At 64.4% G+C, this 15,906-nt stretch carries 12 protein-coding genes and 1 tRNA gene; 6 read left to right on the forward strand and 7 right to left on the reverse strand.

Translation table 11 applies throughout. The features are described from left to right. Positions 1 to 624 carry a PEPxxWA-CTERM sorting domain-containing protein gene (locus GEV05_07055; GenBank protein MPZ43142.1) on the reverse strand — a complete coding sequence of 208 codons (624 nt, stop codon included), beginning with the start codon at positions 622 to 624 and terminating at the stop codon, positions 1 to 3. A gap of 198 nt (positions 625 to 822) precedes the next feature. Continuing rightward, a tRNA-Cys gene (locus GEV05_07060) sits at positions 823 to 896 on the reverse strand. A gap of 223 nt (positions 897 to 1,119) precedes the next feature. Between GEV05_07060 and GEV05_07065 the strand changes: the two genes are divergently transcribed. The 5 genes from GEV05_07065 to GEV05_07085 all read left to right on the forward strand — a co-directional run bounded on the left by GEV05_07065 (position 1,120) and on the right by GEV05_07085 (position 8,586). After that, positions 1,120 to 2,058 carry a LysR family transcriptional regulator gene (locus GEV05_07065; GenBank protein ID MPZ43143.1) on the forward strand — a complete coding sequence of 313 codons (939 nt, stop codon included), beginning with the start codon at positions 1,120 to 1,122 and terminating at the stop codon, positions 2,056 to 2,058. A gap of 201 nt (positions 2,059 to 2,259) precedes the next feature. Further along, positions 2,260 to 2,445, forward strand: coding sequence for a hypothetical protein (locus GEV05_07070; protein MPZ43144.1), 186 nt, complete (start codon positions 2,260 to 2,262; stop codon positions 2,443 to 2,445). A 401-nt stretch (positions 2,446 to 2,846) separates the two neighbouring features. Continuing rightward, complete coding sequence (locus GEV05_07075) at positions 2,847 to 4,016, forward strand: efflux RND transporter periplasmic adaptor subunit (protein MPZ43145.1); 1,170 nt, start codon at positions 2,847 to 2,849, stop codon at positions 4,014 to 4,016. Then, entirely contained in the window at positions 4,013 to 7,162 is a 3,150-nt protein-coding gene (locus GEV05_07080; protein MPZ43146.1) for an efflux RND transporter permease subunit, read from the forward strand. Before GEV05_07075 ends, GEV05_07080 begins: the two co-directional genes overlap by 4 nt. A 20-nt stretch (positions 7,163 to 7,182) precedes the next feature. Then, the gene (locus GEV05_07085; GenBank protein ID MPZ43147.1) at positions 7,183 to 8,586 is read left to right on the forward strand and encodes an efflux transporter outer membrane subunit; all 1,404 of its coding nucleotides are present in this window, start codon (positions 7,183 to 7,185) and stop codon (positions 8,584 to 8,586) included. Positions 8,587 to 8,599: 13 nt separating this feature from the next. Here the strand turns inward: GEV05_07085 and GEV05_07090 are convergent, their stop codons facing one another. The 5 genes from GEV05_07090 to imuA all read right to left on the reverse strand — a co-directional run bounded on the left by GEV05_07090 (position 8,600) and on the right by imuA (position 15,041). Continuing rightward, positions 8,600 to 9,130 carry a VOC family protein gene (locus GEV05_07090; GenBank protein ID MPZ43148.1) on the reverse strand — a complete coding sequence of 177 codons (531 nt, stop codon included), beginning with the start codon at positions 9,128 to 9,130 and terminating at the stop codon, positions 8,600 to 8,602. A gap of 175 nt (positions 9,131 to 9,305) precedes the next feature. Then, a complete protein-coding gene (locus tag GEV05_07095; GenBank protein MPZ43149.1) occupies positions 9,306 to 9,509 on the reverse strand; it encodes a hypothetical protein in 204 nt (67 codons plus the stop codon). A gap of 291 nt (positions 9,510 to 9,800) precedes the next feature. After that, complete coding sequence (dnaE, locus tag GEV05_07100) at positions 9,801 to 12,866, reverse strand: DNA polymerase III subunit alpha (GenBank protein MPZ43150.1); 3,066 nt, start codon at positions 12,864 to 12,866, stop codon at positions 9,801 to 9,803. Between the two features lie 9 nt (positions 12,867 to 12,875). Next, positions 12,876 to 14,327: a hypothetical protein gene (locus GEV05_07105; protein MPZ43151.1), complete on the reverse strand. Its 1,452-nt coding sequence runs from the start codon at positions 14,325 to 14,327 to the stop codon at positions 12,876 to 12,878. Positions 14,328 to 14,336: 9 nt separating this feature from the next. Further along, positions 14,337 to 15,041, reverse strand: coding sequence for a translesion DNA synthesis-associated protein ImuA (gene imuA, locus GEV05_07110; protein ID MPZ43152.1), 705 nt, complete (start codon positions 15,039 to 15,041; stop codon positions 14,337 to 14,339). A gap of 145 nt (positions 15,042 to 15,186) precedes the next feature. Between imuA and GEV05_07115 the strand changes: the two genes are divergently transcribed. After that, positions 15,187 to 15,906, forward strand: a 720-nt coding sequence (locus GEV05_07115) for an AAA family ATPase (protein MPZ43153.1), incomplete at its 3' end; no start/stop codon positions are given.

Below are 15,906 nucleotides of genomic sequence, written 5' to 3' on the forward strand. Positions count from 1 at the left end.
TCACGGCCCGCGCCGGCGCGATCGGCGGTACGCGGCGCCCACCAGGCCGAGGCCGGCAAGCAACAACGCCCATTCGGATGGCTCCGGGACGAGCGCGAAATTGGTTTGACTGAATGCCGCGAGCGAGTCAGGCTGGCCGATCAGGTTGGCCATGCGCGCGAGTATCCTCAGGTCCGCGGTGTCGTCGCTCAAGTCGGGCGAGAATACCAGCCGCGGCAGATTCAGCCCGCTGTTGAAGTAGACGAACACACCGGGCGCGGACTCGGTGATCTGGTCGGCGATGAGGTTCGCTGCGTTACCGGCGCCGAAGGGCGTCAAGGGATCGGCATCGTTGTCCGTCGTGCGCAACACGACCACGTTCACGCCCGAGGCCGGCAGGTTGGGCGCCAGGTCGTTATGGAGGCTCAGCGTCTTCATTCCGAATCGGCCCGTGTGGAACACGAACACATCGCTGGCTGTGGAAAAGCTGAGCGGGAGCCCTGGACCACCGACGATCTGCCTTCCGGCAAGGATCGGCGCGTCGCTGCCTGCGAACGGGTCGGTATCGAAGAGGAACTGGACGGCGCTCGCCGGCGTGGCGGAAAACGACAACGCGATGACTGCAGCAACGGTCGCTGATTTCATTGCCCCTCCTTCATGAGGACGAATGTCCGAAGCGCGCCCCCATGCTGAGTTGCGCCCGGTAGCGCGTCAAGCCCAGGACTGAGCAGTATTTGGCAGGTGCGCTGCTGTCCCGGAAGGAAAATCCCTCCCGCCGCAACGATCGCATCACGCGGCTGCAGAAAGGCGACGACGGATCCGGGAGAGGTGCAGTGGAAGACTTGGAGGCGCGAGCCGGAATCGAACCGACGTGGAAGGATTTGCAGTCCTCTGCATAACCACTCTGCCATCGCGCCCTGAAACAAAAACGGGGAAAGTCGGACCTTTCCCCGTGCTGTTCGGTCGAGCGGGAACCGAGTCTCGAACTCCCGCTCCATTTTCCTTGCCGGCGTTGGATTTTTTCGTCCACGCCCAACGCCGTCAATGTAGCAAATTATGTACTACCGCGAGTAGGCTTGGCAACACCGCGACTTGCGGCTACCTCGACATTGGCCATTCTTTGCACCCTGCGACTCACCCATGGAAAACTTTCGAGCGCTGAATACATTCGTACGAATCGTACGGGGCGGAAGCTTCAGCAAGGCGGCGAGAGAGCTTGGCATTTCTCCGCAAGCGGTCAGCAACCAGATTCGATCTCTCGAACGTTGGGTCGGCGTGCGCCTGTTCAATCGCACCACGCGCAAGATCAGCCTGACGGAAGAGGGACTACGCTTCTATACCACTTGCGTGAGTGCAATCGATGCGATCGACGAAGGGGTGCGCAACCTGCACGAAGCCAGTGAGGAAGTTTTCGGCACGGTACGCCTGGCCGCGCCTCATGGCTTGAGCTGGCGATTGGTCGCGCCGCTGATCGGCCGTTTCCTGACGATGCACCCGCGGCTCTCCATCGAGCTGATCGTCCAAAACCGCCTGCCCGACTTGGTCGCGCAAGGCATCGACGTCGGCGTGCTCGGGGATCCGTTGCCTGAAAGCTCCATGGTGGCGCGGCGCTTCGGCAGCGTCCAACTCGTCTTGTGCGCGACACCGGCATACCTGCGGAAGAACGGAACTCCGCAGCGCGTGGAAGATCTGGCGCATCACCAGTGCATCAACTTCCGAAACTGGATCACCGACAAGGTCATCCCATGGACATTCAAGCGAGGCGATAGCGTGCTTGCCGAGACTGTTCCGGCACGCTTCATCACGAACGACGGCGATAGCCAACTGCAGGCTGTATTGAGTGGAGCCGGAATAGCTCAACTATCTTCCTATCGGATCGCACCCTATGTTCGTGCGAATCGGCTAAAACCCTTGCTGCTCGGTCATGTGTCCGAAACCTATGGTCTTTACGTATACCTGCCGAGGCGCAAGCAAGTGCCTAAGAAGGCCCGAGCGCTGGCCGATTTCCTGTTCGAAGAGCTGAGGATCCATCCCGATCTTCAAATCCCTGGAGGCCCGATAAGGACTCCCCGCAGCTAGGCTCTTGCTTAGCGCTACTGGTGGCGAATTGACAAGCATCTATTGAAAAAGAAGCAACGCATTATTCTCTTCTCGTTGTTTCACCCGATGCTAGACTTACGTCCAATTCCAATGGTGCTGGGACTGACGGCGTCTCGCATCGAAACGTCGCGGTAGTCGGAACGCCGACGGCGCGCTTTGACCATGAGTAGGCCCAGGCGGATGAGCTGGCTGGTTTACGTGGACAGCATCCCCACGTGGGTGTGTGCCTCGATGGAGCAGGCGGCCGAGCTCGCCGCTCCGTATGCGGAGGATCAGCGCACCCTCGCAATCGAACAGCGAACGAGCAGCGTCAGTCAGACCTGGCTCTACGATCGCCCCACGCAGCGCTGGGTCGTCGAGGAGTAGGCGATCCGCTGCATTTGTCGGTCGATGAGTTCTCCGGGCCCGCATCGGCTTCGAATTCGGGCTCGCATAGCAGCGGCCTTGGGCCGCTCGGATCGTGCCCGGCCTGTGCCATGTTGCGGGTACTGTGAGATGCCATGGCGGGCCCGGACAAGCAATCGAGGACTTTCGATGGCTGACCGTGCCCAAAGTGGTTGGCTGTAGAGCCTTTGATCCTTCGTTCTTTACCCTAGAGGATCGGGTTTAATCAGGTTCTTGCCCCGGTCAGCCCTTTTCGCGCCGTTGATAGCCGCAACGCATCCGTCCACCAACCGTACTTCATGAAGATCCGCCGAGAAACGACGGGGCGATGTTCCGCTCGCCCTCAAAACAGCATGGCCAGCCTTCGCTCGACGCTTACCGGCATGCGGAGCGCCGGGCGAGCGTGCATCGTCGCCTGCCTCGCAGCGCTCGTGCTGCTGACCGCCTGCGCGCGCTCCGAAGATGCCGCAGAAGTGACGCCTCGTGCACCCGACGCGGGCTATGTCATCATGAAGTCAGAATCCGTTCCGCTCGTCATCGAGCTCGCCGGACGCACCAGCGCCTACGAAGTCTCCGAGGTGCGTCCCCAGGTCACCGGAATCATTCGCGAGCGTTTGTTCACCGAAGGCTCCGTCGTGCGAGTCGGCCAGACACTTTATCGGATCGATGCGAGCGTCTATCGGGCCACGGAGGCGGAAGCCAAGGCCGATCTTGCAAGCGCCGAAGCGACGCGCGATGCGGCGAACGTGCGCGCTAACCGCTTGCGGCCGCTTGCCGAGATCGAAGCCGTGAGCCAACAAGACTATACGGATGCGGTCGCAAGGGCGCGCGAAGCCGAAGCGGCGATCGCGCAGATACGAGCCCGACTCGAGGCCGTCACCATCGATCTTGGAAATACGAGCGTACCGGCCCCGATCAGCGGTCGTATCGGACGCTCGCTCGTGACCACGGGCGCGCTCGTGACGGCCAATCAGGCGCAAACGCTGGCCATGATTCATCGTCTCGATCCAATGTTCGTGGACATCCAGCAGTCGAGCGCCGATTTTCTGGCCCTTAGGCGCGCGTTGACCAAGGGCGATGTCGTGCCCTCTTCCGCGATGGTGAGCCTCACGCTCGAAGACGGCAGCGCGTACTCGGAGTCCGGCACCCTCCAGTTCGCCGAGGCCATGGTCGATCCGAATACAGGCTCCGTCGTGTTGCGAGCGCGGTTTCCCAACCCGACGGGACTTCTATTGCCGGGCATGTATGTGCGAGCGCGTTTGTCGCAAGCGACCGTGCGCGAGGCGATCCTGGTGCCGCAACAGGGCGTGTCGCGCGACCCGCGAGGCCAGGCAACCGTGATGCTCGTCGGGCCGGACGACAAAGCGGTTCAACGCGTGATCGAAGCCGAACGCACCATCGGCGACAAGTGGCTCGTCCGCAGCGGACTCCGGCCAGGCGATCGTGTGATCACCGAAGGATTGGGGCGTATCCGAGCCGGGCAGGTCGTCAACCCTGTTCCCGCGTCGGCGCCCGCAGCGCGCAACGCGCGGGCCGCGCACGCGCCGACGTGATCTCTCGCGTCTTCATCGATCGACCCGTTTTCGCCTGGGTCATCGCGATCGTCATCATGCTTTCGGGCGTCGGCGCGATCGTCTCGCTGCCTGTCGAGCAATATCCCGACATCGCGCCGCCCACGATCAACATCCGCACGAATTATCCCGGGGCTTCGGCCGAAGCGCTGGAAACGAGCGTGACGCAGATCATCGAGCAGCAGCTCACCGGTATCGACGGGATGATCTACTTCTCGTCGACGTCCGACTCGGCAGGGCGTGTCCGCATGACCGTCACCTTCAACCGCGGGACCGATCCGGATATCGCCCAGGTGCAGGTGCAGAACCGGGTGCAGCAAGGACTCTCGAGACTGCCCGATCAGGTCCGACAGCAGGGCATATCGGTCACCAAGGCCAGCACGGACTTCCTCCTGGTCCTGGCCGTCTACGACGAAACCGGCCTGCGCACCCGCAGCGACGTGTCGGATTACCTGACGTCGACGCTCCAGGATCCGCTCGCGCGCGTGCCTGGTGTCGGCGACGTCAACGTGTTCGGTTCCCCCTATGCGATGCGCATCTGGCTCGACCCGTTCAAGCTGTCCAGCTTTCAATTGATGCCGAGCGACGTCATTGCCGCAGTCGAGGCTCAGAACACTCAGGTGGCCGCCGGGCAGATCGGCGAGCAGCCGGCATTACCTGGTCAAATGCTCAACGCAACGGTCATCGCGCGCTCCCGTCTGACGACGCCGGAGGAGTTTCGCAGTATCGTCGTGAAGACGAAGACCGACGGCTCCAAGGTTCTGCTGCAGGACGTTGCGCGTGTCGAGCTGGGCTCCGAGACCTATACGTTCGCTAGCCGGCTGAATCTCTATCCGGCGGCGGGCATCGCAATTCAGCTCGCTCCGGGGGCCGATGCGCTGGAAACGGCAGAGCTCGTCAAGGCGACGGTCGAGCGCGCGGCCCGCTCCTTTCCCGAGGGACTGAGCTACGCTTACCCGATCGACGCGACCCACTTCATCAGGCTCTCCATCAGGGAAGTGACCAAGACGCTGATCGAGGCGATCGTGCTGGTCGTGATCGTGATGTTCCTGTTTCTGCAGGGCTGGCGCGCGACGCTCATCCCGGCGGTCGCCGTGCCGGTCGTTCTTCTCGGCACGTTCGGTGTGCTGGCTGCCTTCGGTTTCACAATCAACACGCTGACGCTGTTCGGACTGGTGCTATCGATCGGGCTGCTGGTGGACGATGCGATCGTCGTGGTGGAGAACGTCGAGCGCGTCATGCACGAAAACCCCGAGATGTCTGCGCGCGAGGCGACCATCCGCTCGATGGACGAGATCCAGACCGCGCTGATCGCGATCGGCCTGGTGCTCTCCGCCGTGTTCCTGCCGATGGCCTTCTTCGGCGGATCGGTCGGCGAGATCTACCGGCAATTCTCCATCACCGTCGTGTCTTCGATGCTGCTGTCGGTCGTGGTCGCGCTGGTGCTCACGCCAGCGTTGACAGCCACGCTTCTCAAGCAGAACACTCATGCGGGTCGGCAAAAGCGCAGCCGTTTGGTCCGCCTGGCTTCCCACGGCGGCGAGCGCTTCAATGCCTGGTTCCAGCGTAGCGCCGAACGCTACCGACGCGGCGTCGCGGCAATCATCCACCGGCCCGCGCCTGCCATGGTCGTCTACATCGCCACGACCTCGGCGCTCGTCCTGATTTTCGTCGGACTGCCGACAAGCTTTCTTCCCGTGGAAGATCAGGGGCGGGCCCAGATCCAGTTCACGCTACCGCCCGGGGCGACGCAGCAGCGCACCGAGGCAGTCGCTACCGAGATCCAGCATTATTTCCTGACCGATGAAAAGGCCAACGTCTCGGCCGTTTACACGATCACCGGCATCAGCCGGGCGGGTGCGGGACAGAACGCGGGACGCGGCTTCATCGCTCTTGCGCCGTGGGAGCAGCGCGAGGGCCCGGAGAATTCGGCCTCGGCGATCGTCCAGCGCGCATCGCGGGAGCTCGCGCGACTGCGCGACGCGCGCTTCTACGCGCTCAATCCGCCGCCCGTGCGCGGCCTCGGCGACTCGTCGGGGTTCGAGATGCACCTGCTCAACAGCGGCGGATTGAGCCGCGAGGAATTCAAGGCCCGCGCCGAGCAGCTGGTCGAGGCAGCGCAGCACGAGCCCGCCCTGAGCGCCGTGCGCCTGAACACGCTGGAGGACGTGGCAACGCTGCAGATTGCGATCGACGAGGAAAAAGTCGGTGCACTCGGGCTTGCGCAGCGCGATGTCGACGCCACGCTGACCACCGCGTGGGGCGGCAACTACGTGAACGACTTCGTCGACCGCGGGCGCGTGAAGCGCGTCTACGTGCAAGGGGACGCACCGTATCGCAGCCGGCCCGAGGACCTCGCGTCCTGGTTCGTGCGCTCGGCCGACGGCAAGATGACGCCGTTCTCGGCCTTCGCCACGATCTCGTGGGCAAGAGCGCCCACCGCGCTTGCGCGCTTCAACGGTCAGCCGGCGTACGAAATCCAGGGCGAGGCCAGCGCAGGCCGCAGCTCGGGCGACGCAATGGATCGCATTGAAGCGCTTGCGGGACAACTGCCGGGAACGGCAACGGCGTGGAGCGGACTTTCTTACCAGGAGCGGGTTTCGGGCGGTCAGGCACCCCTCCTCTATGCCGTCTCGCTGCTTGTAATCTTCCTATGTCTCGCGGCGCTCTTCGAGAGCTGGTCGATTCCGGCCTCGGTGATGCTCGTCATTCCGCTCGGGCTGGTGGGTGCCGCAATCGCCGTGGCGCTACGCGGTCTGGAAAACGACGTCTATTTTCAGGTTGGGCTTCTCACAACGGCGGGTCTCACCGCGAAGAACGCGATCCTCATCGTGGAGTTCGCAGACCAGGCGCAAAGGCTGGGCAAATCGGCCGCGGAAGCCGCAATCGCGGCAGCCCGGCTGCGACTGCGCCCGATCCTCATGACGAGCTTCGCCTTCATCTTCGGTGTTCTGCCACTCGCCGTGTCGACGGGGGCCGGCGCCCAAAGCCGCATTGCCATCGGTACCGCAGTGATCGGGGGCATGCTCACGGCAACCGTGCTCGCCATCTTTTTCGTCCCCCTGTTCTACGTGTTCGTCCGGCGATGGTTCGGTGGACAGACGAAGCGGGAAGAGGTCGTAGCATGAGTGTGCGCCGTGGCACTCGCATGCGGATCATCGTCGCGCTCGCAATGCTAGGCGGCTGCAGCCTCGCCCCGCAGTACGAGCGGCCGACGCCCGCCATACCGCCGACGTGGCCAGCAGGCGACGCGTATATGAAGACGACTGAGGCGATGCTGCCCAAGTTGAGCTACCGGGACATCTTCCGCGCCCCCGCGCTACAAATTCTCATCGAACGTGCGCTTGCGAACAATCAGGACTTGAAGCTCGCCCTGGCGAATGTCGCGGTGGTACGCGGGCAGCTACGGGTGCAGCGCGCGCAGGTCTTGCCGCGGATCGACGGCTCTGCGGGTGTCAGCGCGGACAAACGGTCTGACCGCTCATCTAGCGGTGCGGGCGGTAGCAGTGACAACGGCGACCGCATGTCCACCATCTACGAACTGGGTGTTGGGCTCACTGCGTTCGAGCTGGACTTGTTCGGGCGTTTGCGTAGTCTGAACGAATCCGCCTTGCAAGACTATCTGGCGAGCGAAGCTGGAGTTCGTGCGACACGTCTGACCCTCGTCGCCGAAGTCGCGAATGCGTACCTCCGGATCGCTGCCGACAGAAGCCTGCTAACGATCGCCAGGGATACCGCGGCGACTGCCGAGCGCAGCGTCGAGCTCACGCGTGCCCGGCTGGCGGGTGGCATTGCCCCCCGCAGCGACTTGCGTCAAGCCGAAACGGTGCTCGCGCAGGCGCAATCCGATTTGGCCAGTCTCACTACCATCGTGGCGCAGGGCCGCAACGCGCTCGAGTTGCTCGTCGGCTCGCCGGTGAGCGAAGCAGAACTCGCGCCCTCCATCGAAAGCATTGACGGGATGCTCGCGGAGCTGCCAACTGGGTTGGACTCATACATCCTGCTGCGGCGCCCTGATGTCCTACAGGCTGAGTATCAGCTAAGGTCGTTCAACGCACTCATTGGTGCAGCTCGTGCCGCCTTTTTTCCGCGGATCACCCTCACCGCCGCGACGGGGCTCACTAGTACGGCTCTATCCTCGCTGTTCACAGCTGGCGCGTTCTCCTGGACTGTACAGCCTTCACTGTTGCTGCCCATCTTCGATGGCGGCGCCAATCAAGGCAACCTGGAGGCCTCGATAGCGCTGCGCGAGGCCGCCACGGCGAGATATCAGAAGACGATCCAGACCGCCTTTCGCGAGGTTGCCGACGCCCTTGCACGGCGCGGAACGATCGACGACCAGTTCGAAGCGCAGACTCGGCTCGAGGAAGCGGCCCGCGACAACTACGAGCTCGCGAATGCGCGCTATCGCCAGGGCGTCGAGTCGTATTTGAGTACTCTGGACGCACAGCGCACGTTGTACAGCGCACGCCGTTCGCTCGTCTCGACGTGGCTCGTGCGCGCGGAGAGTCTCGTCGAGCTGTACCGGACAATCGGCGGAGATGCCGTATAGAGTGGTCGTTTTCCTAACTTTTCTCCGGGTGGTGCATCGGTGTTTCCGGTCGCTCTCCAGCGGCAAGCGTACCCCCGCCTTTCTTCTCTTGCGGTTTGCCGGGACCGTCGTGCTCGGGTTCCAGCTTGCGCTCGACTAGCGGATGCGGCTTGGACGCCGCCGTGCCACCGCTGCCGTACGGACGGGTGATGATTTCCAGCAGATGCCCGTTTGGATCGTCGAAGTAGAGCCCGCGTCCGTCGTCCCAGCCGTTTATCTGATTGCGCTCGCGGCGGGAGGGATCTGCCCAATACGTGAGGCTGCGTTCGCGAATTCGCGCGAAGATCTCATCGAACTCGGTCTCGCTCACGAGAAAGGCATAGTGCTGGGAGGTGATCTCGCCTTCGGTTTCCATGTAATCGAGCGAGGTGTCATCACCCACTTTCACCACTGCGAACGGGCCGAGCAACGAAGGTGTCGGCAGGCCCATGATCTCGGTCAGAAACAGCGCCGCAGCCTGCTTATCGTGCGCGGCCACGATCGTGTGATTCAGTCGAACGGCCATGATCACAATCCTTTGTCGCGATGGACACCCGGGATTCGTCGCCCTCGAGCTACTTGGGCTCCACCGGGAGGCCTGCACTGAGCCACGCGTCGAACCCGCCGCTCAGGGGATGCACGTCCTTGAAGCCGCGTTCTGCAAGTTGTTGCGCCACACGGGCGCTCGAGGCTTCCTCGGGTCAGGTGCAGTAAGTCACGACAAGCCGATCGTGCGGTACGTTCCCGATGTTCCCGGGCTCGTCGACAGGCACCGGCAGCGCGCCCGGCAGCTTCGTCGGGGCTTCCCGCCACGCCTTAGGGTTGCGAGAGTCGATAAATTGAACCTTCTCGCCGTGCTGCAGCTTGTCGTCTATTTGGTGCGGGGTCATCTTGGGTTCGGCCATGGCAGTCGTGCTCCGGTGCGGTTGACTTGTTCGGTTGCCTTGTTCAACCACTGGAAACCGAGCCCACTTGCCTGCAATATCGGTACCCCGGTCGATGCGGGCGCGGCTCCGGCTTTGCAAGCCCCGCTCTATTGATCGTTCCGTATTGGACGACAGTCCAATACGGACGCGACGCTCCCCTCTCCCCCCGGGAGAGGGGTTGGGGGTGAGGGACGAGCGTGACATGAAATAGGGAACGCTCGATAGTTTGCGAATGACGAACCGTGATGTATCGCGCTTGGTTTTGCCGTGTCAGTGAAAATCCCGACTCTGCGTGGGCAGCGCACCCAGCAGATGACTATGATCGACCAGCCGTCGTGCTACGACATGCACGACATCCCCGACGCGTTGCACCTCCCCCACGATACCGAGAAGCCGGGATGCGAGCAGCTCGCGCCGCTGCCGCTCCGCCACGCGGGACCAGACGACCACGTTGACGTTCCCCGTCTCGTCTTCGAGCGTGACGAAGATGACGCCGCTCGCGGTGTCCGGTCGCTGCCGACAAGTCACGATGCCTCCGGTATGGAGCGTGCGTCCGTTGGGTGCACGCTGAACCTCTTCGGCACTCTGAATGCGCAACTGCTTGAGGCGGGAACGCAGCAACGCCAGCGGATGCCGCCTTAGCGTGAGCCCGAGTCGGCGGTAGTCGGCAACGATGTCCTGGCCCTCGGTCGGCAGCTCCAGCGCGGCCTGCTGCCCGGTCCGCACCACGCTGATGGGAGCATCCGCGGCCACCCGCCCTAACGTCGCCCACAGGGCCTCCCTACGATGACCGGTGAGCGCGCGCAGCGCATCCCCATCGGCGAGGCAGTCGAGGTCATGGCGATCGAGCCCGCTACGGGCGAAGAAGTCTTCGCTGCCAAGAAATGGTGCGCACTGCCGTGCGGCGACGATGCGCTCACCGGACACCTGTTTGAGGCCCTTCACCATGTGCAGACCGAGGCGAACGACAGGCTCGCCGGAGTAGCCGCACTCGAGCGTCGAGAACCACGCGCTCGCGGTGACATCGACCGGCCGGAGCTCGACACCGTGCCGCTTGGCATCCTGCACGAGTTGCGCCGGCGCATAGAACCCGAGCGGCTGGGCGTTGAGGAGCGCGGCGCAGAACGCAGCGGGCTCGTGACACTTGATCCAGGACGAGACGTACACGAGAAGCGCGAAGCTCGCCGCATGCGACTCCGGGAAGCCGTACTCGCCGAAGCCCTGAATCATCCGGTAGATTTGCTCGGCGTAGGCTTGGTCGTAGCCGCGCGCCAGCATTCCGTCGATCAGCTTGCGCTCGAACGCCCCGATGCCACCTCGACGGCGCCAGGCTGCCATGGCGCGGCGAAGCCGATCCGCCTCACCGGCGGTGAAGCCCGCCGCGACGATTGCGAGCTGCATCACTTGCTCCTGGAAGATCGCCACCCCCAGCGTGCGCTCGAGCACCTGTTCTACGTCAGCGGATGGATATGCCACCGCCTGTTCCCCCGCCCGGCGGGCGAGGTAAGGATGGACCATCCCGCCCTGAATCGGGCCCGGACGCACGATCGCGACCTCGATCACGAGATCGTAAAACCGGCGTGGCTTCAACCGCGGCAGCATGCTCATCTGCGCGCGAGACTCGACCTGGAAGACCCCGACGCTGTCGCCTTTGCAGAGCATGTCGTACACCGCGTGATCCTCGGCCGGGATGTCCTGCATGCGCATTGCGGTGCCGCGGAAGCGGTTGATGAGATCGAGCGCGCCACGGATACAGGAGAGCATGCCCAGACCCAGCACATCGACCTTCAACAACCCCAGGGCATCGAGGTCGTCCTTGTCCCACTGGATGACGGTGCGCTCGGCCATGGCAGCGTTCTCGATGGGCACGCAGCGGGACAGCAGGTCGCCAGTGAGGACGAAGCCGCCAGGGTGCTGGGACAGGTGCCGGGGGAACCCGACGAGCTCGCCGGCCAGCGCCTGGAGCATGCGCACCTTGGGATTGTCGGGATCGAAGCCGGCCTCGATCAGGCGATCCGGGAGCACCTTGCGCCCATCCCACCAGGCCATGACCCCGGCGAGCTTATCCACCTGGTCGAGCGAAAATCCGAGCGCCTTGCCGACATCGCGCAGCGCACTCTTCGGCCGGTAGGTGACAGCGATCGCGGTCATGCCGGCGTGCTCGCGCCCGTACTTCGTGTAGATGTACTGGATGACCTCCTCGCGCCGCTCGTGCTCGAAGTCCACGTCGATGTCCGGCGGCTCGTTGCGCTCGCGCGAGATGAATCGCTCGAAGAGCACGTTCATGCGGTCGGGATCGACCTCGGTGATCCCGAGGCAGTAGCAGACAACGGAATTGGCCGCCGATCCACGCCCTTGGCAAAGGATCTTCTCGTCCCGAGCGAAGCGCACGATGTCGTACACGGTGAGGAAGTACGGCTCGTACCTGAGATCGGCGATCAGCGCGAGCTCGTATTCGATGAGGTCGCGGACCTTGGTCGGGACGCCGGCCGGATAGCGCCGTGCGCCACCCTCGTAGCTGAGCCTGCGCAGATAGGAGGTCGGTGTCTCGCCGTCCGGCACGATCTCCTTCGGGTACCGATAGCGGATCTCGTCGAGGGAGAACGTGCAGCGCTCGGCAACCGCCAGCGTCTCCATCAGAAGCTCCGGCGGGTAGATGTTGGCGAGCCGTCCGATCGATCGCAGGTACCGCTCACCGTTCGGATACAGTGCCGAGCCTGCCTCGGCGACGGGCGTGCCGATCCGGACCGCGGTCAGCACGTTCTGCAGGGCCCGCCGCTGCCGAGCATGCATGTGCACGTCACCGGCGGCGACGACCGGGATGCCTACCGCGCCAGCGGTTGCCTGGATCAGATGGAGCTGGTGCGCATCATCCGGGCCACGCAGCAGCTCGGCAGCCGCCCAGGCCCGCCCAGGGAAGGCATCCGTGATCCAGCGGGCATCGTCGATCTTGGGGATAGGATCGGGCAACCAGAGCGCCACACAATCCGCAATCGCGAGGTCGTGCCGTTCGAGCCGGTATTCGCCCTTCGGCGCCTGCCGGCGCCCCCGGGTGATGAGCTCGCAGAGGTTGCCGTAGCCGTTGCGATTCCGGGCGAGCAGGACGACGCGCAGACCGTCAACGATACGCAGCTCGCTCCCGATGAGGAGCCGCAGGCCGACATCCTTCGCCTCGATGTGGGCTCGCACGATCCCGGCAAGCGAGCATTCGTCGGTGATCGCGAGCGCGGCATAGCCGAGCCTGGCAGCCTGCAACACCAGCTCCGCGGGGTGCGAGGCACCGCGCAGGAAACTGAAGTTGCTCGAGCAATGCAGCTCGGCGTAGGCCGGGACCACGGCGACGACTCACGCAAAGATGCCGTGCAGGTACCAGGTGGGCGCACGGTGTTCGCGATACACCCATACCGTCTCCCCGTTCGGCGAGCGCGCGACGTAGTAGTCGCGGCCGGCGGGCTGACTGTCCCACTCGCCGGCTTCGATGCGTTCCGGCCCTGCGATGCACTCGAGCATCCCCTGGCAGAACGGCTGTCCGTCTTCCGTCAACAAGGCCCGGGGGCGGTTCAGAAGCCAGAGCGGCCGCGGCCCGGGCGGCAGCGGGATCGCCTTGTGCCGCTCCTTCGTTCCGGGCGCAATGCGGCGCCAGCTTTTCTCCGGCCGGTGATCATCGACCGATCGGAGCGTGAAGACGTGATCGGCACCCAGGCGGGCGCTGAGCTGATCGATGAGGTGGTCGACCTGTGTCGCCTGTTCCTGCGGATTCGGGAGCCACGCCAGGTTGCGGTCCTGCAGCGGGAAGCACTGGTCGGCGATTACGCTGAGCGCGAGCGCCGGTGTCGGGAGCGTGGTCCTCGCAAGGCGTTCACGAGCGAGGTGCAGGAGGCGATCCGCACTGCGTTCCGGCGAGACCGTGCCGAACGTGATCCGCGACGTGATCCGATTCACGCACTCCAGCACGAGCTGCCACTGCTGCACGCCGGCAGATCGGCCACGAAGATAGCCCTCGAGCTCGCGCAGCACCCGTCGCAGGGGAAACTGCAGCGCGCTCGCATCCGACGCTTCGAACCCGAGCTCGATGCGGGAATGGAAGGATTCCGGTGGCCGAAAATACGGCCGAGGATCCGGGATCCTGCCATGGGCGCGATCCAGGTCGTTTGCGAGGACTCCGAAGCGCTGCACGAAGCCGTCCCGCGGCAGTGCCATGCATTGGCCGACACCGGTGACGCCGAGCGCTCTGAGCTTGCCCAGCGCGTCATCCGGCCAGTCGAAGAGATCGAGTGGGAGATCGAAAAGACGCTCCGATAGCAGCGACGGGTCCGTACACGTGCGGGCTGTGATGCCGCGATGTCGTGCCCGAGCAAAGAGCCGGGCGGCGATGGGCGTCGGAGCCACACCCAGGGAGATTCGGTAGCCGAGCTCGGACGCACCCTGACGCATTCGGGCCAGGACCTGCGCAAGCCCGCCGTGCAAGGGCAGCGCGGATTCGATCTCGACGATCAGGCTATCGGACTCGAGCACGACACTCGGGCTGAACTGGTACGCCCAGGCCGCCAGGTTCTGGAGGGCGTTCGCTTCGGACGCCCGATCGCGCGCGACGGCGACGAGATCGCCAGCAAGGGCGCGGGCGGCAGCGAGGCTCATTCCGACCCGGACGCCATGTTCACGGGCGAGCGGATTGACGCTGGCGATGATGGGCCGGTTGCTTGGGCCGTCGGTGACGACGGTGGCACCCGCCTCATCGACGCCGCGCAGGGAAAGCTGTAGCGGCAGATCCGGGATGAACAGCGCGATCCAGAGCATGGCGTCACCTCAAGCAGAGCGGGTTGCGGAGCGAACGGACGGCAAGGCGGCAGTCGCAGTTGCCGATGATTCGGAGCGAGCAATCCAATGCAGGGGAAAAGGCGTCAGGACGACGGGCCGCGAGCTCAGCGCGCCGCGGCGCTTCAAGATCTCGACGTGCAGGTGACCTACGCGCGCATGCAGGGCAAGCCGCAGCGGCGCCGGCGAAGGCGTTGTGCGGGCGTCCGGACCACGGTAAAGGACGCACGCTGCGTCTCCGCGCGCAGCCGCCCCATGGAGACGCTGCAACGACCGGTAATCGGGCGATCGACCGCGCATCGCCCACAGCGCGACCATCCCGCAGGCGCCGGAACGCAGCGCTTGCTCGGCTGCCCACAGCGCATCGAGCCCGTCGACGTCTACGAGGAGCACGCGAGGCAGCGGCAGCCCTGCCGCCTCCAGGGCGCGGGCGTACGGCAGGTACGGCGACGCGATCAGCGCGATGTGCTTCCCCTGCTCGGTGATCGCACGGAGCGCCGGGGTAATCAGCGAGAGCTCGCCGATTCCTTCGTGGGTGAGGAGCTCGGTGAGCGCGCCTGCTGGCCATCCCGCCTCCGGCAGTTCCCGCTCGAGCACCGCATAGCCGGTCGGAATCCCCGCACGCTGCGCCGGCTGCACGTCGCTCACGCGCCAGATCGCAGGGTGACGAAGGCGCTCCGGGAGGGGGGTAGCCATGATCGGAAGATTGGAACAAGGCCGGTCAGGATACTGTACGAATACTCAGTAATTCAAGTATCCTTGATCCCTGGAGCTACTGACGCCGCTTGACATTGCCCTGGCGACAGCTCGATCACTCAATTGCATCAATCAGGTAGGACGCATGGAAACGACCGAACTCGCAGAAGCATCGTCTCACCTGTGCGAGCTCAACCCAGCCCAGCGCGCTGCCGTCGCATACGGTATCCAGGGTCGCGAGCACGTGGACGCCGCCCCGCCGCTGCTCATCATCGCCGGGGCGGGAACCGGCAAGACCAAGACGCTGACCCACCGGGTCGCTCATCTACTGCTGAATGGTGCCGACCCGCGTCGCATCCTTCTCCTGACGTTCGCTCGACGGGCGGCCGCGGAGATGACGCGGCGCGTCGAGCACATCTGCTCGCAGGCCACCCGGGGACGCTCCGGAATGCCGGCCGATGCGATCGAATGGTCGGGGACCTTCCACGCCGTCGGCGCGCGGCTGCTGCGATTGCATGCGGAATCGATCGGGTTGGATGCATCGTTCTCGATATGCGACCGCGGCGATGCCGAGGATCTGATGGATGTCGTTCGCGAGGACCTCGGGTACTCCAGTACGCGCAACCGCTTCCCGAAGAAGGGCACCTGCCTCTCGATCTACAGCTATGCCGTGAACGCCCAGACCAGCCTGCGTGAGACGCTGCGGCGCGCCTTCCCGTGGTGTGCAGAGTGGGAAGACGACCTCGGCAAGCTCTTCGGCGGTTACGTCGCAGCCAAGCAGGCGCAAGGGGTGCTCGACTACGACGATTTGTTGCTGTACTGGGCGAAGATGATGGAGGTGTCGGAGATTGGCGCGCTCGTGGCG

It is taken from the genome of Betaproteobacteria bacterium, assembly GCA_009377585.1.
Taxonomy (GTDB): Bacteria; Pseudomonadota; Gammaproteobacteria; order Burkholderiales; family WYBJ01; genus WYBJ01.

Excerpts from the sequence above, each read along its gene's own strand:
- GEV05_07090 (MPZ43148.1), bottom strand. The coding sequence starts at position 9,130 with ATGGCCGTTCGACTGAATCACACGATCGTGGCCGCGCACGATAAGCAG.
- GEV05_07065 (MPZ43143.1), top strand. The coding sequence starts at position 1,120 with ATGGAAAACTTTCGAGCGCTGAATACATTCGTACGAATCGTACGGGGC.
- GEV05_07085 (MPZ43147.1), top strand. The coding sequence starts at position 7,183 with ATGCGGATCATCGTCGCGCTCGCAATGCTAGGCGGCTGCAGCCTCGCC.
- GEV05_07105 (MPZ43151.1), bottom strand. The coding sequence starts at position 14,327 with ATGCTCTGGATCGCGCTGTTCATCCCGGATCTGCCGCTACAGCTTTCC.
- GEV05_07075 (MPZ43145.1), top strand. The coding sequence starts at position 2,847 with ATGCGGAGCGCCGGGCGAGCGTGCATCGTCGCCTGCCTCGCAGCGCTC.
- imuA (MPZ43152.1), bottom strand. The coding sequence starts at position 15,041 with ATGGCTACCCCCCTCCCGGAGCGCCTTCGTCACCCTGCGATCTGGCGC.
- GEV05_07055 (MPZ43142.1), bottom strand. The coding sequence starts at position 624 with ATGAAATCAGCGACCGTTGCTGCAGTCATCGCGTTGTCGTTTTCCGCC.
- GEV05_07070 (MPZ43144.1), top strand. The coding sequence starts at position 2,260 with ATGAGCTGGCTGGTTTACGTGGACAGCATCCCCACGTGGGTGTGTGCC.
- GEV05_07095 (MPZ43149.1), bottom strand. The coding sequence starts at position 9,509 with ATGGCCGAACCCAAGATGACCCCGCACCAAATAGACGACAAGCTGCAG.